The sequence below is a fragment of the Leucobacter sp. CX87 genome (assembly GCF_018682295.1).
In the GTDB taxonomy this organism is placed as follows: Bacteria; Actinomycetota; Actinomycetes; order Actinomycetales; family Microbacteriaceae; genus Cx-87.
The window spans coordinates 78,128-99,459 of the sequence record NZ_JAFIRI010000001.1 but is presented as its reverse complement, the minus strand read 5'-3'; the positions used below and the strand labels follow the sequence as shown (position 1 = coordinate 99,459).

Annotated in this window: 16 protein-coding genes; 6 read left to right on the top strand and 10 right to left on the bottom strand. The window is 69.4% G+C overall.

The window, feature by feature from the left end:
• Positions 1 to 78 precede the first annotated feature (78 nt).
• The 4 genes from holA to KOE53_RS13750 form a co-directional block, all read right to left on the bottom strand.
• Positions 79 to 1,107, bottom strand: coding sequence for a DNA polymerase III subunit delta (gene holA / locus KOE53_RS00440; protein WP_188044948.1), 1,029 nt, complete (start codon positions 1,105 to 1,107; stop codon positions 79 to 81).
• A gap of 9 nt (positions 1,108 to 1,116) precedes the next feature.
• Positions 1,117 to 3,627: a ComEC/Rec2 family competence protein gene (locus tag KOE53_RS00435; protein WP_251364039.1), complete on the bottom strand. Its 2,511-nt coding sequence runs from the start codon at positions 3,625 to 3,627 to the stop codon at positions 1,117 to 1,119.
• Positions 3,624 to 4,598 carry a ComEA family DNA-binding protein gene (locus KOE53_RS00430; RefSeq protein ID WP_251364038.1) on the bottom strand — a complete coding sequence of 325 codons (975 nt, stop codon included), beginning with the start codon at positions 4,596 to 4,598 and terminating at the stop codon, positions 3,624 to 3,626. The genes KOE53_RS00435 and KOE53_RS00430 overlap by 4 nt, the downstream gene beginning before the upstream one ends.
• Before the next feature lie 188 nt (positions 4,599 to 4,786).
• Positions 4,787 to 5,731 (bottom strand): GlxA family transcriptional regulator, encoded by a 945-nt coding sequence (locus tag KOE53_RS13750; RefSeq protein ID WP_188057030.1) that lies wholly within the window; start codon positions 5,729 to 5,731, stop codon positions 4,787 to 4,789.
• Between the two features lie 109 nt (positions 5,732 to 5,840).
• Here KOE53_RS13750 and KOE53_RS00420 point away from each other — a divergent pair, with 109 nt between their 5' ends.
• The gene (locus tag KOE53_RS00420; RefSeq protein WP_188057029.1) at positions 5,841 to 6,488 is read left to right on the top strand and encodes an isochorismatase family protein; all 648 of its coding nucleotides are present in this window, start codon (positions 5,841 to 5,843) and stop codon (positions 6,486 to 6,488) included.
• A 98-nt stretch (positions 6,489 to 6,586) separates the two neighbouring features.
• Here KOE53_RS00420 and leuS read toward each other — a convergent pair whose 3' ends face one another.
• Together leuS and KOE53_RS00410 are read right to left on the bottom strand one after the other, a co-directional pair.
• Positions 6,587 to 9,121: a leucine--tRNA ligase gene (gene leuS, locus KOE53_RS00415; protein WP_188057028.1), complete on the bottom strand. Its 2,535-nt coding sequence runs from the start codon at positions 9,119 to 9,121 to the stop codon at positions 6,587 to 6,589.
• A gap of 50 nt (positions 9,122 to 9,171) precedes the next feature.
• A complete protein-coding gene (locus tag KOE53_RS00410; protein ID WP_353055540.1) occupies positions 9,172 to 10,584 on the bottom strand; it encodes an anthranilate synthase component I family protein in 1,413 nt (470 codons plus the stop codon).
• 51 nt (positions 10,585 to 10,635) lie between these two features.
• Here KOE53_RS00410 and KOE53_RS00405 point away from each other — a divergent pair, with 51 nt between their 5' ends.
• Both KOE53_RS00405 and KOE53_RS00400 read left to right on the top strand, forming a co-directional pair.
• Complete coding sequence (locus KOE53_RS00405) at positions 10,636 to 11,307, top strand: maleylpyruvate isomerase N-terminal domain-containing protein (protein ID WP_215401644.1); 672 nt, start codon at positions 10,636 to 10,638, stop codon at positions 11,305 to 11,307.
• A complete protein-coding gene (locus tag KOE53_RS00400) occupies positions 11,307 to 12,113 on the top strand; it encodes an aminotransferase class IV (RefSeq protein WP_188057027.1) in 807 nt (268 codons plus the stop codon). The genes KOE53_RS00405 and KOE53_RS00400 overlap by 1 nt, the downstream gene beginning before the upstream one ends.
• A gap of 187 nt (positions 12,114 to 12,300) precedes the next feature.
• On the opposite strand, the gene cydC is transcribed toward KOE53_RS00400, so the two are convergent.
• From cydC to KOE53_RS00380, 4 genes are read right to left on the bottom strand one after another with little or no spacing between them, the layout of a single operon-like run.
• On the bottom strand, positions 12,301 to 14,004 hold the full coding sequence (cydC, locus tag KOE53_RS00395) for a thiol reductant ABC exporter subunit CydC (RefSeq protein ID WP_353055539.1): 1,704 nt from the start codon (positions 14,002 to 14,004) through the stop codon (positions 12,301 to 12,303).
• The gene (cydD, locus tag KOE53_RS00390; protein WP_188057026.1) at positions 14,001 to 15,629 is read right to left on the bottom strand and encodes a thiol reductant ABC exporter subunit CydD; all 1,629 of its coding nucleotides are present in this window, start codon (positions 15,627 to 15,629) and stop codon (positions 14,001 to 14,003) included. The genes cydC and cydD overlap by 4 nt, the downstream gene beginning before the upstream one ends.
• Positions 15,630 to 15,650: 21 nt before the next feature.
• Complete coding sequence (cydB, locus tag KOE53_RS00385; protein ID WP_188057025.1) at positions 15,651 to 16,679, bottom strand: cytochrome d ubiquinol oxidase subunit II; 1,029 nt, start codon at positions 16,677 to 16,679, stop codon at positions 15,651 to 15,653.
• A 13-nt stretch (positions 16,680 to 16,692) separates the two neighbouring features.
• Entirely contained in the window at positions 16,693 to 18,138 is a 1,446-nt protein-coding gene (locus tag KOE53_RS00380) for a cytochrome ubiquinol oxidase subunit I (protein WP_188044955.1), read from the bottom strand.
• 328 nt (positions 18,139 to 18,466) lie between these two features.
• Here KOE53_RS00380 and KOE53_RS00375 point away from each other — a divergent pair, with 328 nt between their 5' ends.
• From KOE53_RS00375 to KOE53_RS00365, 3 genes are all read left to right on the top strand, one after another.
• Positions 18,467 to 19,114 (top strand): DedA family protein, encoded by a 648-nt coding sequence (locus tag KOE53_RS00375; protein WP_188044956.1) that lies wholly within the window; start codon positions 18,467 to 18,469, stop codon positions 19,112 to 19,114.
• 93 nt (positions 19,115 to 19,207) lie between these two features.
• A complete protein-coding gene (locus KOE53_RS13660) occupies positions 19,208 to 20,197 on the top strand; it encodes an App1 family protein phosphatidate phosphatase (protein WP_188045048.1) in 990 nt (329 codons plus the stop codon).
• A complete protein-coding gene (locus tag KOE53_RS00365; protein ID WP_188057024.1) occupies positions 20,194 to 21,279 on the top strand; it encodes an FUSC family protein in 1,086 nt (361 codons plus the stop codon). The genes KOE53_RS13660 and KOE53_RS00365 overlap by 4 nt, the downstream gene beginning before the upstream one ends.
• Positions 21,280 to 21,332: the final 53 nt, after the last annotated feature.

Below are 21,332 nucleotides of genomic sequence, written 5' to 3'. Positions count from 1 at the left end.
AAGTATGCAGCGCGGCCGCGAGGCAGCGCTCCGTCCAGGCGCAGGCGGCAGCACAGGGCGCGTCGTCGACCTCAGGAGCTAGTGCGCCAGCGAGCGACCCCGCCGGGCGACCAGCAAAACATAGCGCTCGAGCGCGTACTCGGGATCGCGGGTGCCGCCCTTGAGGAGCCACTCGGTCTCGGCTCCCTGCACGATGCAGTGGGCGAGGTCTTCCTCGCGCCACCCGCGGGCGTCCTTCATGGCGCGCTCGACCTGCCAGGGGGCCATGCCGAGTTCCTTGGCGAGATTGCCCCCGCGGGCGCCGTACACGCGGGCCATGCCGCGGATCTTCATGTTCAGGGCGGCGAGCATCGGAATGGCATCGACCCCGGCCGCGCGGGACTGCCGCAACAGAATGAGCGCCTCGGCGGCGCGGCCGGCGATCGCGGTGTCCGCGACGGCGAACGCTCCCGCCTCGACCCGGCCCTGCGTAGCCCGCTCAACCTCGCGCTCGCCGATCTGGTTCCCGACGTCCGAAATGAGCTGCTCGCACGCACCCGCGAGTTCGCCGATGTCGCCTGAGTAAGCCGCGACGAGCATGCGCAGAGCGGCGGGTGTGATGGTGGCGCCCTGCCTGCGGAATTCCTGCTGCGCGAACGCAAAGCGATCGGCGTCTTTCTTGACCTCGGCGCAGACGACCTCGACGCCGCCGCCCGAGCCGGCGCGGACCTTATCGAGCAGCGCCTTGCCTCGGGTGCCCCCGCCGTGGCGCAGCACCAGCACGGTGCCGTCGGCGGGGGCTTCCAAGTACTTCTTCGCGTCTTCGATGAGCGCGTCGCTGCACTTCTCGACGCCGCTGACCCGAATGAGTCTCGGCTCGCCAAACAGTGAGGGGCTCGCGAGGGTGAAGAGCTCGCCGGCGGTGTAGCCCGCGGCATCGACGTCGTGCACCTCAAGTGCCGGGTCCTCGGCGCGAAGGGCGTCGCGGATCGCGCGAATCGCACGGTCCGCGAGGAACTGTTCGGGCCCGCTGATGAGCACGACCGGGGCCGGCCGAGCGTCCTGCCAGACAAGCTGCGGGATTTTCGACGACGCGGATCGGGTTGCTGATTTTGCGGGTGCTGCCACGGCTCCAGCCTAGCGGCGACCACTGACACGAGGCTCCGCAACCTCGACCCAAACGCCGGGCTCACCCTCCCCGTCCGCCGTCACTGCGATGCTGCCGTGCTCGTCGGTGCGCAACAGCGGGACGCGGGCGCGAGCAAACTCAGCGACCACCTCGTGGTTCGGGTGCCCGTAGCGATTCTCAGCCCCCACTGAGACGATGGCGAGGCGCGCGTCCACGCCCGCTGGGAGGCCGGGCTCGCGGTCGCGGGATCCATGATGGCCCACTTTCACCACGTCCGCCCGCAGGTCGGGGTACGCGCGTAGCAGCGCCGCCTGCTCTTCTTGGCCTGAGTCCCCCAACAGGAGAACGCTCAGGCCGTGCGCCTCGGCCAGCAGGATCAGGCTCGCCTCGTTTGTACTGTCGGGCCGCGCCTTGGGCCCGGGGGCCAGGACCCGCCAGCTCAGGGGCTGCCCCGCGGGAGCGGCGTTCCCTGCGGCCCCGAGCACGAAGGGCACTCCCCCGGCTTCAAGCTGACGCACAACCTCGCGATCCACGTTCCCGGTGGTCGGCGGCGCGATCAGGGCCCCGTCGATGCGCCCGATCACCTCGTCGAGCGCGCCGACGTGATCCTGGTCGTCGTGCGTGAGCACGAGCAGCGAGATCCTGGTCACCCCGAATCGATCGAGGCAGGTCGAGAGCAAAGCCGCGTCGTCACCCGTGTCGACCAGCATCACGCGGTCAGGCTCGGCGGGGTCGCGCAGCAGGATGGCGTCGCCTTGCCCCACGTCGCACATGACGACTGCCCAATCGCGGGGCACGCCGGCCCGCTGCGCGAGCGGCGTGACGAGGGTCGTCGAGACCACCAACGCCGACGCGGCAGAAAGGAGAACTGTCGCTACGACCCGAACCGCGCGGGGCTTCTGCGGCTCGCGCTGCCACGGCCGTCGCGGCCCCTGCGGGACGACCCCCGGAAGGCCCAACCGGCCTGTCCAGACCAGCCAGGCGAGCACTGCGGCCGCCTGGGCGATGGCAAGCAGGACCGCCCCTCCCCAGCCTTCTGGCCAGACCCAGCGCGCGAGCGGCAGGTCACCGGCGGTCTCGGCGACCGCCGAGATCCAGCGGGCGGGCCACGCGGCGAGCCAGACGAGGGCCACCGCGAGCGGCGGACAGAACGGAGCGACGAGAGCGGCAACGAGCCCCAGTGCGGTCCCGAGTGGCGCGGCGGGCCCCGCCACCACGTTCGCCGCCACCCCGATCGCCGGTAGACCCGGCTGCAGCAACAACAGGAACGGGCCGCAGGCGAACTGTGCGGCAGACGCGACCGCCAACGCTATGGCCAGTGGCTTCGGTAGCCACAGCGCGCGTGCCGCGCGCGTGAGGGGTGCGGCCAGCAGCAGGATCCCGGCGGTCGCCGCCACCGACAGCGCAAATCCAGCCTGAAGCGCCTGCCACGGATCAACTACCAGCAGGGCCAGGATCGCGACCCCGAGCGCCGAGAAACCGGCCTCGGGCCGCCCACCGAAGCGCGAGACGAGCACGACGACCGCCATCACCCCGGCGCGAAGCACGCTCGGGTCAGGGCCGACGACAGCGACGAACGCCGCCAGCCCGAGCCCCGAGATCACGACGCGGAGTCGGCGCCCCGCTCCGAGCCGCGCGGCGATGGCCGCCATCGCCCCGGTCACGAGCGCGCAGTTCGCACCCGAGACGGCGGTGAGGTGCGCGAGCGAGCTCTCCCGCATCGCCACGTCGAGATCCTCTGAGACCAGACTCGTGTCGCCCACGGCGAGACCCGGCACGAGCTCGGCACCCCGCACCCCTCGAGCCGTATCCAGCAGTCCCGCGCGGAGGGAGGCCGCGGCCGTCCCGGATGCCCCGGTGCTTCCAGTCGCCGCCGAGCGCACCGCGATCCCGAAGGCCGCCGAGTCGGCCGGGGCAAGTGCTCGCGGCGCCCCGCGCACCGACACCTGGGTGCCCGGGGCCCAGCCCGGCGGCGCCCGCTCCTCGAGCCACAGCAGGACCGGCACGGCCGGGTCCCCGGTACGCGCCGCCACCCAGCCCCGTTCCCCGCCAAAGCCCTCGGAGACTCGAGGAAACGCCGTCAGGGTTACCAGCAGCGTCACAGTGCGGTGCGCGGCGGCGTCCGCGACGAGCGGACTCGACGCACGGGCGTTTTCCATCACCACGGTGCGCGTGCTCACGAGTAGGAGGGCGGCAACGGTGATGGCCACGAGCCCCCAGAGCGGCGCGAGCCCGAGTAGCGCGCGCATCGACCCTGGGACACCCGAACCAGGCGCCCCCGCGCCAGAATCCGGCTCTCCTCCCCGACCCACACGGTCCCGCACCTCAGAGATCGCCCAGACACCCCCCAAGATCAGCCCGACGCAGAGCGCCAGTGCGGCGCACCAGCGCGCGAGTCCGGGGTTTGGCAGCATCGTTGCCGCCGCGGCCCAGGCGCACAGTGCCGGCGCGAGCAGCCGGCCCCGTCCCGGAGGCGTGGGACGACGCAGCTCTGGCGAGATCTCGCGGAGGAGCCTCATGACACACGCACCCGGTCGCGAAAACCCTCAAGCGTCTTCGCGCCGATGCCGGGCACCTCAAGCAGCTGGTCCACGCTCGAGAAGTCACCATTTGTGGCGCGCCAGTCGAGAATGCGCTGGGCGAGCGCCGGGCCTACACGTGGGAGGCTTTCGAGCGCCCCCAGGTCCGCGGTATTGAGGTCCACGGGCGCCGCCCCATTGGGACTCATTCCCGGAGTTGCGGGCCCGGGTGGGACCGCGTTTCCGGCGGCACCGGCCGCCACACCCGCGGCAATCGCCGCCGCGTCCGGTACGAGGATCTGCTCCCCGTCGACAACCGGGCGTGCCAGATTCACCCCCGCCAGCACCGCGTCACCCGTGGCCCCGCCGGCGCCAGCCACCGCGTCGCGCACTCGCGAATTGGCCGGAAGCTCGACCACCCCTGGTGCCGCGACGGCCCCGACGACATGCACGAAGACGGTGCGCGCAGCCGTACTCGAACCCTCTGCCGAGTCCGCGCTCGCAGAGTCTTCGCCAGCGGCAGCTCCGACTTGCGTTCCCGACCCTTCGCCTTTCTGGCCATCCGGCTCAGCGAGTGCGGCGATCTCAGCGCCCGCGGCTGCGCCACCCGGCGGGCTGTGCGGCTGAAACCAGACCAGGCCGAGCGCCACCGAAATGGCGACGACGAACACGACCGCCCCGGCCAGGTAGGGCACGCTGACTGCGCGCTCGATGCGCTGCCGAAGCGTCCGTGGCGGCTCCCAAGCATCAGCGCGGCGAGAGCGATCCCGTGTGGTCCAGCGTGCACCTGGAGACAAGCGCATAAACGTATCCGATCCGAGGCTCGGCTCCAGGCTCGGCTCCGCGCCACGGACTGCCCGCACGCTCCGTTCCGCGCGCTGGTCTTCCCACCGATCGACCGTCTCGCCGCCGTCGGCATCCAGACTGTCGGACTCGTCCCACGGCTCCGGCAGCGCACGTTGTGGCAACATGACGCCACGCTAGGCCGCGATTGCACCGAACATCCGCGCTGGGCCCAGAAAGTGGAGAACCGGCAGGATCCTGCCCTTGTGAACGGAGAACGTGCAGCAGGTCGCGAACAATACGGTCTCGGGAGAGCCGGCTCCCCCGGTTCATCCGATTGCTGGAGCCTCCCCCTCAGCCGCTCTAGGCGAGCCCGCTACTGACCAAATCGAGTGCGGTATGACGTTGGGGTAGTGGAGTAGGCAGCGACAAAGTTCTGGCGAAAGGTCACCGCACTGCCAAATCCGCAGGCCTCCGCGATGCGCGCAATGCTCCAGCTCGTCGTCTCGAGCAGTTGCCTGGCGTCATCCAACCGGCGCCCCAGCACCCAGCGCGCCGGAGTGACCCCGTGGAACTCGCGAAACTTGCGCGTGAAGTTTCGAGTACTCATTGACGCATGTGCCGCCAGCGTCGCCACGCTGAGATCCTGGTCGAGATGCGCGAGCGCCCACTGGATCGTCCTACTGAACGGCTCGTCCTGCCGCGGAGTGAGCAAGGGGCGGGCAACATACTGCGCCTGGTCGCCTTCGCGATGCGGGGCGATCACGATTGAGCGCGCCACAGCCGCGGCCGCAGCGGCCCCCAGGCGGGTCCGCGTGATGTGGAGACAGGCGTCGAGCGCGGCAGCGGTACCCGCCGATGTGATGACGTCGCCGTGATCGATGTAGAGAGCCGCCGCGTCAAATTGCACCGCGGGAATCATTGCGTTCATCACCTCGAGCGCTTCCCAGTGCGTCACGGCGGTGCGCCCGTCGAGGAGTCCCACGTGCGCCAGCGGGAACGCGCCCAGGCACAGACCGACAATCGTGACCCCGCGGTCGTGCGCGTTCAGGATCAGGCGCCGGAGTTCTTCGGAAGGTTCTGGGAGGGACTCCGGCCACGAGGGAAACACCAATATCTCCGCGTCCGCGGCAACCTCGCTGCCCGACACGTCCCCGATGACGTAGCCCTCAGCGCTTCGCACCGGCCCACCCCCCTCAGAGAACACGTGCGTCGTCCATTCAGGAGCAGGACCCACCGCCGAGGCTTCGCCGAACACCAGCAACGGGGCCGCCAGATGAAACATCGTGACGCCGTCGAATGCAAATACCGCGATCTTCACCTTGGCCTAATTTCATCGAAAGGATGCTTTTACGCCTCTCACTGTAGTTCGCGTGCTTCTGAGATGGTGTTCACTGACCCGTCAATCACCGTTTCATGAGGAGCCCACAATGCCGACACCTCGCCGCGCGCTCGTCCTCGTCGACGTGCAGAACGAGTACTTCACCCCCAAAGGCCCGCTCGAAATTTACTACCCGAACCGGCTCGACTCGTTGGCGCACATCACGCGGGCGATCGACTTCGCCGAGCAACAGGGCATCCCGATCGTCTCGGTACAGCACGAGTATCCGGTCGGAGCACCGGTGTTCGCCGTCGGGTCTGAGGGCTGGAAGCTGCATCCGGAAGTCGCGTCACGACGCACCGATGACTGGAAGCACGTCGTGAAGCACTACTCGAGCGTCTTTGCCGACACCGACTTCGAAGCGTGGCTGCGTCAGCACGATATCGACACCATCACCCTGGTTGGCTACATGTCGAACAATTGCGAGCTCGCCACGGCGGCAGCCGCAGAGCCGCTGGGCATCACAGTGGAACTCCTGTCCGACGCCAGCGGCGCGATTCACCTGGCGAACGAAGCCGGCGCGATCTCCGCGGAGCAACTCCACGAGGCACTGATGGTGCTGCTGCATTCGAGCCTCGCCTCCGTGGGCGCCACGAGCGCCTGGGTGCAGGCCGTCGAAACGAAAGTTGCGCTTCCCACAAGCGACCTCGGGACTTCGGCGATGCAGGGGCAGGCCGCATTCTCGCAGCACGGCTGAGCGCCCAAAACGGCTGAGCGCCCAAAACGAGAGAACCGGCAGGATCCTGCCCCTAAGAACGGGGAGGATCCTGCCGGTTGACACCGTCAGGAAGGAGGCTAGCCCTTCGTGACGATGCTCACGATCTTCGGGACGCGGACGACCACGTTGACGATCTCGCGCTCGCCAATCGCGCGCTGCACCGACGCTGACGCGCGGGCGACGGCCTCGGCAGCCTCGGCGGTGACCGACGCCGGCAGCACGAGCTTGTCGCGCACCTTGCCGTCGACCTGCACGATGAGCGTGACCTCGTCCTCGACCAGCAGCGACTCGTCCGCGGCGGGCCACTGCACGAGCGCGACGGTCGGCTCGTGGCCGAGCTTCGCCCACATGTCTTCCGCGGCGTACGGCGCGAACAACGACAGGATCACGGCGACCGCCTCAGCCGACTCGCGTACCGCGGCATCCGCCGGTCCGGCGGCGCCATCGATCGCCTTGCGTGTGACGTTGACCTGATCCATCAGGCGAGCGACGAGCACGTTGAACTTGTACCCCTCGATCAGGCCCGGGGCGTCCGCGAGGAGGTGGTGCGTGTGGCGCCGCAGACCGCTGTCACCCGTGCTGAAGTCGGCGCCGGGCGCGCTCGCGACGTCGTTCGCGACGCGCCAGGCGCGGGCGAGGAACTTGGCTGAGCCCTGTACCGAGACGTCAGCCCAGTCGATATCGTCCTCGGGCGGGCCCGCGAACGCGAGCGTGACGCGGAGCGCGTCGGCCCCGTGGGCCTCAAGCTGCTCGGCAAACTCGACGAGGTTGCCCTTCGACTTGCTCATCTTGGTGCCGTCCTGCAACACCATGCCCTGGTTGAGCATGCCCTGGAAGGGCTCGGTGAAGTTCAGGTACCCGAGGTCGTGCAGCACCTTTGTGATGAAGCGCGAGTAGAGCAGGTGCAGGATGGCGTGCTCGACGCCGCCCACGTACTGGTCGACGGGCGCCCACTTCGCGGCCTCCGCCGGGTCGAAGGCCTGCGTCGCGTCCTGCGACGAGAGGAAGCGCAGGAAGTACCACGAGCTGTCGACGAACGTGTCCATCGTGTCAGGGTCGCGCTGCATGCTCTCGCCGGTGGCGGGGTCGACCACGGTGGCCCACTCGGTCGCGGCGCCGAGCGGCGACGACCCCTTGGGCTTGAGGTCGAGGCCCTCGCTCGAGGGCAGCACGACGGGCAGCTGATCCTCGGTGAGGGGGTGCAGCGAGCCGTCCTCGGCGTGCAGGATCGGGATCGGAGTGCCCCAGTAGCGCTGGCGTGAGATCAGCCAATCGCGCAGGCGGTACGTCTTCGCGGCGCGGCCGGTGCCCTTCGCCTCGAGAATCTCGATCGCCTTCGGGATGCCTTCAGCCTTGGAGAGGCCGTCGAGTTCACCCGAGTTCACGAGCACGCCCTCGCCGGCGCGTGCGATACCGGTCTCGGCGGGGTCGCCGGGGGCCTCTTCACCGTCCGCAACGACAGCGTCGAGCACGACGCGCACCGGCAGGTCGAAGGTCCGCGCGAAGTCGAGGTCGCGCTGGTCGTGCGCGGGGACCGCCATGACAGCGCCGTGACCGTAGTCGGCCAGCACGTAGTCGGCCGCCCAGACAGGGATGCGCTCGCCCGTCACCGGGTTGATCGCGTAGCGCTCGAGGAAGACGCCGGTCTTCTCGCGGTCGGTGCTCTGGCGATCGATCTCGGTGCTCTTCTGCGCCTGCGCCAGGTAGTCCTTGAAGCGCGCGCGCACGGCCGGGTCAGCGTCGGCGACGAGCTCCGCAGCGAGGTCGGCATCGGGCGCCACGACCATGAAGGTCGCTCCGTGCAGCGTGTCCGGGCGGGTCGTGAAGACCGTGACGGGCGCCTCGCGGCCCTCGATCACAAAGTCGACGTCGGCGCCGATCGAGCGGCCGATCCAGTTGCGCTGCATGTTCAGCACCTTGGCAGGCCATAGGCCCTCGAGCTGGTCGAGGTCGTCGATCAGGCGATCCGCGTAGTCCGTGATCTTGAAGTACCACTGCGTGAGCTTCTTCTTCACGACCATCGCGCCCGAGCGTTCGGAGGTGCCGTCAGCGAGCACCTGCTCGTTCGCGAGCACCGTCTGGTCTACCGGATCCCAGTTCACCCAGCTGGCCTTGCGGTACGCGAGACCCTTCTCGTACATCTTGAGGAACAACCACTGGTTCCACTTGTAGTACTCGGGGTCGCTCGTGTGCAGCACGCGCGACCAGTCGAACGACGGCGCGTAGGTGCGAAAGCTCGCCTTCTGCTGGTCGATGTTCGAGTACGTCCACTCGCGGGGGTCGACGCCGCGCTTGATCGCGGCGTTCTCGGCGGGCAGGCCGAACGAGTCCCAGCCGATCGGGTGCAGCACGTCGTAGCCCTGGCCGCGCCAGTAGCGCGCGAGCACGTCGCCGAAGCAGAACGCCTCGGCGTGGCCCATGTGGAGATCACCGGAGGGGTACGGAAACATGTCGAGCACGTACTTGCGCGGGGCGTCGTCCCCGAGCTTGCCCGCGGCGAACGGCTGGAGGTCTTCCCACACGGGAAGCCACCGGTCCTGAATGGACCGGAAATCGTAGCCTTCGGCCTGCTGCTCGCTCACGCGCACCTCTTTACTTCTTGGCAGTTTCATCGCCCGAATCTGTCGCCCGGGCACGCGCCCAAACCCGGGCACTCACTCGTCTAGCGTATCGCGCCCGAACGGGGTCGCAGCGCTGCCAGCGCAGCGCGCGCCTTGAGCCGCGATTCGGCGAGTTCCCGGGCAGGATCCGAGTCGATCGTGATCCCACCGCCGGCCCCAATCAAGGCCATTTCCGGCAGGATCCCGCCGCGCAACTCGACGCTGCGGATCGTCATCGCGAGCTCAGCCGCGCCACCCTGGTCGATCCACCCAAAGCAGCCGGCGTAGAGCCCGCGCGGGGCGCCCTCGATGGCACCCAGGATCTCGACGGCGCGCCGCTTTGGCGCCCCCGTCATCGAGCCGCCCGGGAAGCAGCTCTCGATCGCGTCGAACACGTCTCGCCCCGGGGTCAGGGTCCCGGTCACGGTGCTCACGAGCTGATGGACGTGCGCGTGGCTCTCGACGCGCTGGAACCCCTCGGTCCGCACCGACGCGGGCACGCAGACGCGGCTGAGATCGTTGCGCATCAAGTCCACGATCATGAGGTTTTCGGCGTGCTCCTTGGGGTCGGCCGCGAGATCGAGCGCGAGCTCGGCGTCGAGCGCCGCGGTCTTGCCCCGGGGGCGCGTCCCCTTGATAGGGTGCGTGGCCACGTGCAGCTCCCCATCGGTACCCCGCTGGACGCTCAAGAATCGCTCGGGGCTCGCGCTCACGAGCGCCCGGTCCCCCGCCACGATCACGCCGCCCCGGATCGCACCGCCCGCCGCGCGCAGCCGCGCGTAAATCGCCAGCGGGTCGAACGATCCCGGAACGGCGGCCGTGTCGGTCAGGCAGAGCACATAGGCGTTTCCCTCGCGGATCGCCGCGCGACAGGCCTCGATGTCGGCCAGATAGGTGTGCTCGCTGCGCATCCAGGTCGCCAGGGACTCACCGAAGTCGATGGGTTCGTGCACAGGCGGCGCCGGCTGGGCTTGTGCCTGTGGCTGTGGCTCCAGCGCCCAACCGTATGCTGCGCGCCAGGCGTCGATCGCGCTCGGGGCACCGCGCAGCTCGGCGCGCCCCGTCTCGTCGTGGATCGCGAGGACGACGTCGATCCTCAGCGCGAACGCCGGCGGCACGGCGTCGGGCGCCGGATCCAGGCCGAGCAGGCCCACGCCGAACTCGTACCCGAGGGCGACGACCCACCCCTCGTGAAACCCGTGTGGGCTGGCGGCACCGGGATCCTGCGCAGTCCGCTGGTGGGCGGGCACCCGCAGGCCCGCCAGGAATTCTCGCTCGCACCCGCGCTCGGCGACACGCACCTCGCTCGCGACGCCCAGATAGCTCCAAGCGGACTGCGCCTCGTCGGGCGACACGACCTCGCCGTCAAGCCAACACCAGGCGGGCGTCTCGCGCAGGCGAGCCGCGACGGAGGACGCGTGGACCGGATGCGGGATCGCCCACACCTCGGGCGCGTGTTCCGGCGTTTCTTTCACGGCAATAGCGTAGTCGCGCGGCGGTACCCCTGTCGGTAGTACGCTCGCCGCATGAGTGAGCACGAACGTATGGAGCGGGTCACCGCCGCTGCGGCCGAGTGGGTCGCGGGCGTCGTCGCCGAGATCCCCGCCGACGGCTGGGATGGGCCCGGGCTCGGCGAATGGGACCTGCGGGGGCTCGTGGGGCACACCAGCCGGGCGCTCCTGACGGTGCGGGCCGCGCTGGAGACGGTGGATCGGGTGCGGGAGGCTGGCGCCCTCCCCGAGCTCGCGCACACCTCCGACTACTTCCTCGAGGTCGCGCGGCTGCCTGGCGCCGACCCCGAGAATGTGCGCGAGCGGGGCGTGGAGGCCGGGCGTGCGCTCGGCGATGACCCTGCGGCGGCATTTGCCCGCCTGGCGGATTCGGCGCTCGCGGAGGTGCGCGGCGCCGGCAACCCCGTCGTCGAGAGCATCGCGGGCACCATCCGCCTGTCGGACTACCTGGGCTCGCGCGTGTTCGAGCTCGTCGTCCACGGCATCGACATCTGCGGGGCGCTTGGCCGCGAGGCCGACGTGCCGGAGCAGGCTGCGAGCGAGGCGCTCCAACTTGCGGCCGTCCTCGCCGCGCGCGGGGGCCACGGGGTCGACCTGCTGCTCGCGGCGACCGGCCGCAGGGCTCTGCCCGCCGGGTTCTCGGTGCTGCAACCACGGGCTGGGTCGGGCATCGGCGGAGGCGCCTGATGGCAACGAACCTGGTTTCCGGCGCCGGTGCGGGGGCCGCCGCGGCCTCCGCTCGCCTCCTCGTCGCAGACTCCTTCCGCGTGCGACTGCACCATGAACGGGCCGAGGTGCGCGGGTTCCCGCTGCACGTCGAGCGCTTTCGCCGATCTGCCCTCGCGGCGGCCGCCGAAGTAGGGGTTCCTTCCGGGTTCTCCACCGAGCTCGACGATTTCATCTCAACCGCCTCCGGCAGGATCGCTGCGGCCGGTGCCGGCTTCCCGCGGCTCGAGCTCTGGCACGACGCAGCGGTTCCGGCAGCGGCGGCCGGGGCCGCGCTCGCGTTCGACCTGCTGCTGCGTCCGGTGCCGGAGCTGACCGGCGAGCTCGAGCTGCGGACCGCGACGGGCGCGCCTCCCCTGCCGCATCCGGAGCGCAAGGGCCCGGGCATCGCGGCCTACGCCGCGCTGTGTGAGGAGCTCGGCGCCGAACCGCTGCTCGTCGACGCGGACGGCATCGCCCTCGAGGGCGGCACGACGAGCCTGCTCTGGTGGGTCGGCGACGAGGCGTGCACCGCGTCGAGCCGGGCGCGGGTCGACTCGGTCACCGAGCGACTCGTGCGCGGCGCGCTCCAGGGCATGGGGGTGCGCGTGTCAGCGGACACCGCGACCCCGGCCGAGCTTTGTGACACCGAGGTGTGGGCGCTCAACGCCCTGCACGGCATCCGGAGGGTGACCTCGATCGACGGCCACGAGCTTCCGCCGCGACGGGACGCGAGCCTGTTACTGGCCCAGACGGCGCTCGACGCCTGTTTCGCCCCGATCGACTAGCCTGCACGCCGCTTCTACGCCGCCGGGAATGGGCAAGAGCTCCATAGCCATTGGCGTCAAAACGACGCGTCAAATCCTCTCCAGGTGACACAAACTTGCGGTGTGGCTGCCCAATACCGCAACGTTTTGACGCGCCGATAGAGATTGACGCGTCGATGGCGCTGGGGGCGCAAGCGCACAGGTTCCCCTACCGCGCCCGGTCTTCCGGCGCCGGCAGCTCAAGCCGCGCCGCGGTGATGCCCGTTGGCAGCGCGAGGTGGGTGATCAGCACGACCGCGCGGTCGCTGGGCACCGCCCCCAGGAGGTCACGCAGCAGCGCGTCCGCGCGATCCGGATCCACGTTCGCCGTCGGCTCGTCGAGCACGATCACGGGGAAGTCCCCGAGCAGCGCCCGCGCCAGGGCAATCCGCTGCGCCTGGCCTCCCGAGACGAGGGCCCCGCGCTCGCCGAGCCGCGTGTCGAGCCCGTCGCGGCCGCGCGCCCACTCAGCGAGCCCCACCCGCTCCAGCACGGCCCACAGCGCGTCGTCGTCGGGATCCTGCCCCGCCGAGTCCATCGCGAAGGCGAGGTTTTGCCTGAGGTCCTGATCAAAGAGGTGCGGGGTCTGCTCGCAGAGGCCGACGGTGCGGCGCACCTCGGCGATCGGCAGCGTACGGACGTCGCGCTCGCTCAGCGTGTACCGCCCGCCGTATTCAAGCAGGCGCACCAGCGCGAGCGCGAGCGTGCTCTTGCCCGCCCCGCTGTCGCCGCGAACGACGAGGGTGTGCCCCGCGTGTAGCGAGAAGTTCACCCCAGACACCGCGGGATACCGTGCGCCGGGGTGGCGCACCGCGAGGTCCGAGACCTGGATGAGTGGGGCCCCGGGCACCGGGTCCGCGACCTCGGCGGACGGCGCGCGGTCGATGGGAATCTCTGCGGGCAGCGGTGCCTCGATGAGCGCGTCGATGCGAGCGGCACTTTCGCGCACCCGGCGCGACGCGGCGATCGCGACCGGCACCGCGCCAAAGACCTCGAATACCACCGTCGGCACGATGATGAGGGCGGCCATCGCCGGCGCGCTGTGCCCGGCGCCCGACACCTGGGTCATCACCACGAGGGTCGCGATGCCGGCGACGCCCGACAGAATCGCGGCGGCGAGCCCGGCGCCCCAGGCGGACTTGCGCTGAATCGCGCCGAGCGCGTCTTCCGCGGCGGCGATGCGGTCGCGCTGCATGCCGAGGGCCCCGAACACCTGCAGCGTCTCGGCGGACGCGAAGCGCTCGAGCAGCGCGTCGGTGAGCGCCGCGCGCGCCTGCGACAGGGCGCGGTCCGAGCGGGCCGAGAGGCGAGCAGAGAGCAGGATCGCGGCTCCCCCGCCGAGGATGAGCGCGAGGGCGAGCACGAGGCCGGCGGCCGGAGACACGAATGTGACGACCGCGACGGTTCCGCCGACGACGATCGCGCTCGTGACGAGCGGTTGCCAGACACGCAGCGGCTGGTCCTGCAGTTGATCGACGTCGTCGACGAGGCGGGCGAGCACGTCCCCGCGGGCGGAACCCTCAATCGCGCCGGGCACCCGCGGGATGAGTCGGCGGAAGGTCTCGGTCCGCAGCACCGCGAGTTGGGCGAGCGCCGCGTCGTGGCTCGCCAGGCGGTCGGCGTAGCGGAACGCCGCGCGGCCGAGCGCGAATGCCCGCACCCCGACAATCGCGAAGGTGAGGTGCAGGATCGGCGGCTGCTCCGCGGCGCGGACGATCAGCCACATACTGAGCGCGAGCAGCGCGACGACCGAGCCGTCCGCGAGCACCCCGAAGCCGAGACCCGCCAATCGGCGGCTACGCGGCGGCATGGCACGGGCGAGTGCGGGGGAAGTCGCTCGCGCGGGCCGGGCGAGCTGCAGGAGGCGGTTCACGAGAGACTCCCGGAGGTCGCGGGGGCAATATGCAGCACCCGATCGGCATGGTCCCAAAGCTCGGGACGGTGGCTGACGACGAGGACTGCGCGCCCCGAGGCCGCCTCGGCGCGCAAGGTCTCCGCCACCCGGAGCGCTGCCACCGGATCGAGCGCCGACGTCGGCTCGTCCAGCAGCAGCAGCTCGGCGTCGGTGCGCCAGGCGCGATAGAGGCAGCGGGCGATCGCGACGCGCTGCGCTTGGCCGCCCGAGAGACCTGCCCCCGCCGTGCCGAGCACGCGCTCGGGCTCGATCCCGGGCGCGGCCGCGGCGGTGAGCGCGCGGGCAACGAGGGCGGCGTCGCAGGTGTCGTCGCCCAGTGCGACGTTGTTCGCGACCGTCCCCTGCACGAGCCCGGGTCGTTGACCGGCCCAGGCGAGACTGCGGGGTCGCTGCAGGCTGCCTTCACACTCGGCAGTGCCCAGGATCGCGGCCACGATCGACGACTTCCCGGCGCCAGACGGCCCGGCGAGGGCGACCATCTCCCCCGGCAGGACATCGAACGAGACGGGGCCCACAACGGTCTCGCCTCCGCGGCTCACGGTGAGACCGCGGGCGGACACCGCCGCCGCGTCGCGCGCCTCAGAGGTCGACGTCCGGGCGGATCCTGCGCGCTCGTCGCCGGCAACCCGCCCCGGAGCCTCGATGATCTCGAAAATTGACTCGGACGCCGCGAGGCCCTCGCTCGAGGCGTGGAACGCCGCGCCGACCTGGCGAATCGGGATGAACACCTCGGGGACGAGCAGGAGCACGAACAGACCGATGTCGAGCGGGAAGGTGCCCGCGACGAGGCGCGTGCCGACCGTGACCGCAACGAGCGCGACCGAGAGCGTGCCCGCGAGGTCGAGGACGAAGCCCGACAGGAAGGTCACCCGCAGCACCGACAGAGTGCGGCGGCGGTAGTCGTTCGTGATCTCGCCGATGCGATCTAGCTGGCGCTCTTCGCGCCGAAAAATCTTCAGGGTCGGCAGCCCCTCGACGACGTCTTGGAAGGCCCGTCCGAGGGCGGTGAGCGCGGTCCATTGCTTGCGCTGCACGCCCTGCGTCGCGAGGCCAATGAGCACCATAAAGACAGGGATGACCGGGAAGACAAGGAGCACCGTGACACCGCTCAGCGGGTCGGCGATGAGCAGGAAAACGAGCAGCACTGGAGTCGCGATTGCGGTGAGCAGCAGCTGCGGGAGGTAGCCCGAGAAGTACGAGTCGAGGGCGTCGAGGCCGCGGCCGAGACGGAGCGTCAGATCGGCGTCCGAGCGTGCCCCCACCCATTCGGGGCCGAGCTCGTCGATGCGGGTGAGCGCCCGCTCGCGCAGCTGACGTTTCACGGTGATCGCGCCCCGCACCGCGAGCGCGTCGGTGCCCCAGCTTGCCGCCGAGCGCGCAATGAGCGCGCCGGCGGCAAGCCCGACGTACGGTGCCAGCGATTCCACGGGGGCGCCCGTCACGACCCCCGCGATGAGGTGGGCCAGAGCCCACGCCCACGCGAGGATTGCGACGGTGCGCACGAGCCCGAGGGCCGCCCCACCCGCGAGGACCGGGCGGATCCCGCTGGCATAGCGCAGCAGTCGTACGTCGAAGGGTTTCACGGTGTGTCCGGTTCCGTCCGGTTAGTGCGCGGCCACGGGAATGTTGGCCCGTGAAACACGCTTGCGGAAGACCCAGTATGTCCACGCCTGGTAGGCGAGCACGAGGGGCATCGTGAATACGGCGACCCAGGTCATGAGTTCCAGTGTGCCCTGCGAACTCGCCGCACCCGAAATGCTCATCGTGTACGCCGGGTCAGTGCTCGAGATCATGAGGTTCGGGAAGAGCCCCATGAAGATCGTGAGCAGTGCGAAGGCGATCGCGGCGGCGTTGCCCGTGAAGGCCCAGCCCTCGCGGCCCCGAAGGTTCGCGACCCAGGCCAGGATCAGAGCCGCAGCAGCGAGGCCGGCGAGCGCGATCATGATGCCGAGGTACTCGTGGTCCAGGCGCAGCATGAGCGTCCACCCGAGGAACGCGGCCCCCGCCACGATGGCGGCGAGGCCGACCTTGGTGGCGAGCCCACGCGCCCGCACCCGGATCTCGCCGTCGGACTTGAGCGCCACGAAGACCGCGCCGTGGACGAAGCAGAGCAGCATCAGGGTGACGCCGCCGAGCAGCGCGTACGGGGTGAGCAGGTCGAGCAGCGTGCCGGTGAAGAGCCAGCCGCCATTGTCCATTTTCTCGATCGGGACGCCCTGCAGCAGGCTCGCGAACGCGGTGCCCCAGAGCAGGGGCGGCAGGAAGGAACCGAACACGATGGCCCGGTCGAACCAGCCGGTCCACCGTGCACCCTTGCCCTGGTGGCGGTACTCGAACGAGACACCGCGCACGATCAGGGCCACGAGAATGAGCAGGAGCGCCAGATAGAAGCCCGAGAACATCGTGGCGTACCACTCGGGGAACGCCGCGAACAGGCAGGCACCGGCGACGATCAGCCAGGTCTCGTTGAGGTCCCAGACCGGACCGATGGTGTTGATGACGACACGGCGGTCAGTGTCGTCCTTGCTGATGAACGGCATGGCCATGCCGACGCCGAAATCGAATCCGTCGAGCACGAAGTATCCCACCAGGAACACGCCGACGATGAAGAACCAGAGTATTGAGAGATCCATGGTCGTTCCTTTCCTAGTAGACGGTCGCGTGGTGGGCGTGGTCGACGTCTTCGCCCTCGGCGGGCTGCTCAATCTCGGGGGGCCCGGCTTGAGCGGCCTTCACGATGAGTTTGAACTCGACGACCGCGAGCGCCCCATAGACGAGCGTGAACACGATGAGTGAGACGAGCACCATCCAACCGGGCACCCCCGGAGAGACACCCGACTCGGTGGTCATCACCCCGAACACGATCCAGGGCTGGCGGCCCATCTCGGTGAAGACCCAGCCCACGAGCGAGGCGATCATCGGGATCGGCGCGGTCCAGACCGCGATCTTCCATGCCCAGGCGGGCACCTCGCGGTTCTTGCGGGTCATCCACAGCCCGACGACGGAGACGAGTGCGGCAAGGATGCCGAGACCGATCATCCAGCGGAACGCCCAATACGTGACCCAAATGATGGGCGTGAACGAGCCGTCGGTGGGGCAGGTCAGCGCGCTTCCCCCATCGCCGCAGTACAGCTCGGTGTACTCGCGCTGCAAGTCGTTGATGCCCGGCACGGTCCCGTCGAAGGTACCGGTCGACAGGAACGACAGGAGGTACGGGATCCGGATCGAGAAGATCTCGTGCGCGCCGTCGGGAGTGCCGAGGCTGAAGAGGGAGAACGAGGCGTCCGCGCCGCTCGCGGTCGCATAGTGCGCCTCGGCCGCGGCCATTTTCATGGGCTGCGTCTCACTCATCACCATGCCGAGCGTGTGGCCGGTGAGGCCGACGCCCATGAACGCGAGGACGTTCGCGGCGAGGCCGAAGCGAAGGCCCGTGCGCATCTCATCGACGAACTGGTTCCGCGAGAGGTGCCAGGCGGCGACCGCGGCGATGACGCAACCGGCAAACATGATGGCGGCAAAGATGGTGTGCGGGAACTGCGTGAGCGCGACCGGATTCGTGAGCACGGCGCCGATGTCGGTGAGTTCGGCCCGGCCGCGCTCCTCGTTCAGCTCGTAGCCGACCGGATTCTGCATGAACGCGTTCGCCGCGAGGATGAAGTACCCCGACAGGATCGTGCCGAGCGAGACCGCCCAAATGGTGAGCAGGTGCACCACCTTCGGCAGCTTGTCCCAACCGAAGATCCAGAGCCCGATGAACGTCGCCTCGAAGAAGAAGGCGATCAGCCCCTCCATCGCGAGCGGGGCGCCGAAGATGTCGCCCACGAAGCGCGAGTAGTTGGACCAGTTCATCCCGAACTGGAACTCCTGCACGATCCCGGTCACCACCCCCATCGCGAAGTTAATGAGGAAGATCTTGCCGAATAGCTTGGTGAGACGCAGGTATTTGACCTTGTTCGTGACAACCCAGCAGGTCTGCAGGATCGCGACCAACAGCGCCATGCCAATCGTGAGAGGCACGAAGAGGAAGTGGTACAGCGTCGTGAGCCCGAATTGCCAGCGGGCGAGTGTCAACGCATCCAAGAGTTCGTTCACAGGGCACTCCAGTGGTGCGGGAACGCGCTCACCGGTGGGGGCTCGCGCACTCCCATAGTGAGCTCCGAAAAAGGATGGTCATTCCTCCCGGACCTACCGATATTGTTACCGGTCGATGCTCAGCTTATACACAGATTCGCGTGTTTCCAAAGGTAGCTTGAGGTCGAGCAAAAGGTAGTTTGACCTCGAGAGAAAGGTTATTTGACCTCGAACGACATACGGACCGAAACCCCCGTTCGACAAGACAAAATGTCAGGGCAAATCAGGCACTCAGGCCGGGCAAACTAGCATAGGAAGCCCCGCACCCCAATGAGGAGGAACGCCCGGAATGACCGAACTGCTTGAACAGTTTTTCTCCGCGGTTCGCGACATGGATCCGGTGTGGCGCACGCTGCTCGCCGCCCTCGGGTTATTCCTCGAAACGTCGGCCTTCATCGGCCTCGTGGTGCCCGGCGACTCGATCGCGCTGATCGCCGCGTCCGGGGTGAGCACGCCGGCGCAGTTCGCGTGGCTGATCGCGGCGCTCGTGATTGGTGCGCTGCTGGGCGAGAGCGTGGGCTTCTGGCTGGGGCGCCATTTCGGACCCCGGATCCGCGCGAGCCGCCTCGGCAGGCGCCTCGGCGAGCGCAACTGGCTCCTCGCCGAGCGCTATCTCGGCGAGCGCGGTGGCGTCGCCGTCATGCTCTCGCGCTTTCTCCCCGTGCTGCACTCGCTGGTTCCGCTCTCGGCGGGCATGGCAGGTATGCGGTTTCGCCGCTTCCTCGCGTGGACCATCCCGGCGTGCATCGTGTGGGCGGTCATCGTCGCCTCGCTCGGCGCAAGCGCGGCGGCAGGCTTCCAGGAACTGGCCTCTCGAGTTTCGGGCGCCGGGTACATTTTCGTGGCCCTCGTGCTCGTGGTGGTCGCGGTGATCTGGCTCCTCAAGCGCCTCATCTTTCGGCTCGAGCGGCGTCACCTGGGCATTCCCGAAGACTGATCCCCATAGACTGGGGTCGTGAATGCGCCTGAGGATCCCGCGATCGGTTTTCCCGATTCGCGGCCCCGCTTCGCGGCGCGCACCGAAGACTGGATCCACGTCCGCCGTTCGCGCCGTGCGATTAAGTCCGGCAAGGCGCCCGACGTCATCCCCTACATCGGCTACGGGTCCACTGAGTGGGTGCGCGTTCTTGGACGTGTGCTCTTCCTGAAGCCAGCAACACCCGAGCACTCGCGGTTGCGCGCCGACGTCGCCCAGGTGCAGCGCGTGCGCGGCTGGCGCTCGTTTACGAGCCTGCACGTGCCCCACCACCCGGTGCGCGTCTCGATCGATGGCCAGTTGGTCACCGAGGTCGTCGCCGATCGCGGTGGAGTCGTCGACGCGATTGTCCCGGTGTCCCTCTCCCCCGGCTGGCACACGATCACCCTGCAGACCGCCGAGGGCGAGCCTGCAGACACGCCGATCCACGTTCTCGACCCCGCCGCGCGCTTCGGCGTCATATCGGACGTCGACGACACCATTCTGATGACGGCCCTCCCCAAGCCGTTTGTCGCGGCCTGGAACACGTTCGTGCTTGCCGAGCAGGCCCGCGCCGCGACGCCGGGCATGCCGGTGCTGCTCGATCACCTGCTCGGGGCGCACCCGGGCGCCCCGATCGTCTATCTCTCGACCGGGGCCTGGAATGCCGCGCCCACGCTGACACGGTTCCTCTCCCGGAACCTCTACCCGGTCGGCCCCTTGCTGCTCACCGACTGGGGCCCGACACACGATCGCTGGTTCCGCAGCGGGCGCGAGCACAAGCAGCGCGAGCTGCGCCGCCTCGCCGCAGAGTTTCCCGATATGCGCTGGGTACTCATCGGGGACGACGGGCAGCACGACGAGCAGCTGTACCACGAGTTCTCGACCGAGCACCCGCAGAACGTGGCGGCGGTGGCAATCCGTCAGCTCTCGATCGGCGAGGCGGTCCTCGCGGGCGGGCGCTCCAAGGCGCAGTTGCATCGCAGCGTGAGCGGGGTCCCCTGGGTCTACGGCCCCGACGGAGCGACCCTGCAGGACGAGCTGAACCAGCTCGGACTCGTGTGAGCGGTCCGTCGACCCAGCCCTGGCTGCGCACCGGGCGGCGCGTGACGTCCCGCTTCGTCGCGTCCGAGCGCGCGCCATTGCCTCAGGTGCTCAAGGCGAGCGGCGCGGCCGTCGCAACCTGGTTCGTCTGCCTGCTCATCTTCCCCGAGCAGCTGCCGATCTTCGGCGCGATCGCTGCGCTGCTGTGCGTGCAAGAGAGCGTGAACCAGTCGCTCACCCGCGGCATCGAGCGCGTCGTCGGCGTGCTCCTCGGCGTCTCGGTAGCCCTCGGCGCCGGCGCGATCTTTGGCACCCAGTCCTGGCTGTTCATCGCCGCGATCCTGGTCGCCATGACCGTGGGCTGGGCCCTGCGCATGACCAGCAGCTCGGCGGTACAGATCGCCATCACCGCGCTCCTCATGATTGCGCTCGGCGGCCAGGAATTCCACTACGGGGTCGAACGGCTCGTGGAGACGCTGATCGGCGCAGTGATCGGTGTCGTGGTGAACGCCCTCGTGGTCGCTCCCGTGCGCACGTCGCCCGTTCACCAGGCCGTGTCGGGCCTCGTGCTCGAGACCTCGGCCGCGCTAGATCGCCTGGCGAACGCCCTCTCTGAGCCCCGCGACGAGCCCTGGCTCGATGACATGCTCACCCGGGCGCGCGCACTCCAGCAGGATCGCACCGAGGTGCACGCGCTGCTGCGCCGCGCGCGCGAGAGCCTGCGGTTGAACCCGCGCGGGCCGAAGTATCGCACGCTGCTTGCGGCGGACGACGAGCTGTTCCTCCGGGTGCAGCCGATCGTGACGCAGGTGATCGGGATGTCCCGTGCGCTCTACGACCTCTACGACACCGACCTCGTCACGGACCCCTCGGTCATCGGGATGGTCGAGGAGATGCGGCGCGCGGCCCACGACCTCGCGTTGCTCGTCCGCCCTGATCTGCCCGAGTCCGAGCAGCCGCCGCAGGAGCCGCCTGCGCTCACGGCCCCGTACACGATCCCCCGCCCGCACCCCGTGCACTGGATGCTCATCGGCTCGCTCATGGAGGACCTGCGGCGCATTCGGCAGGAGATCACCGGCGCGGTCCCTCCCGGCGCAGTATAGCCAGCCCCGCTGACCTGCGACTGCTCACAAGAATGAGGCCGAGCCCCTGGGGG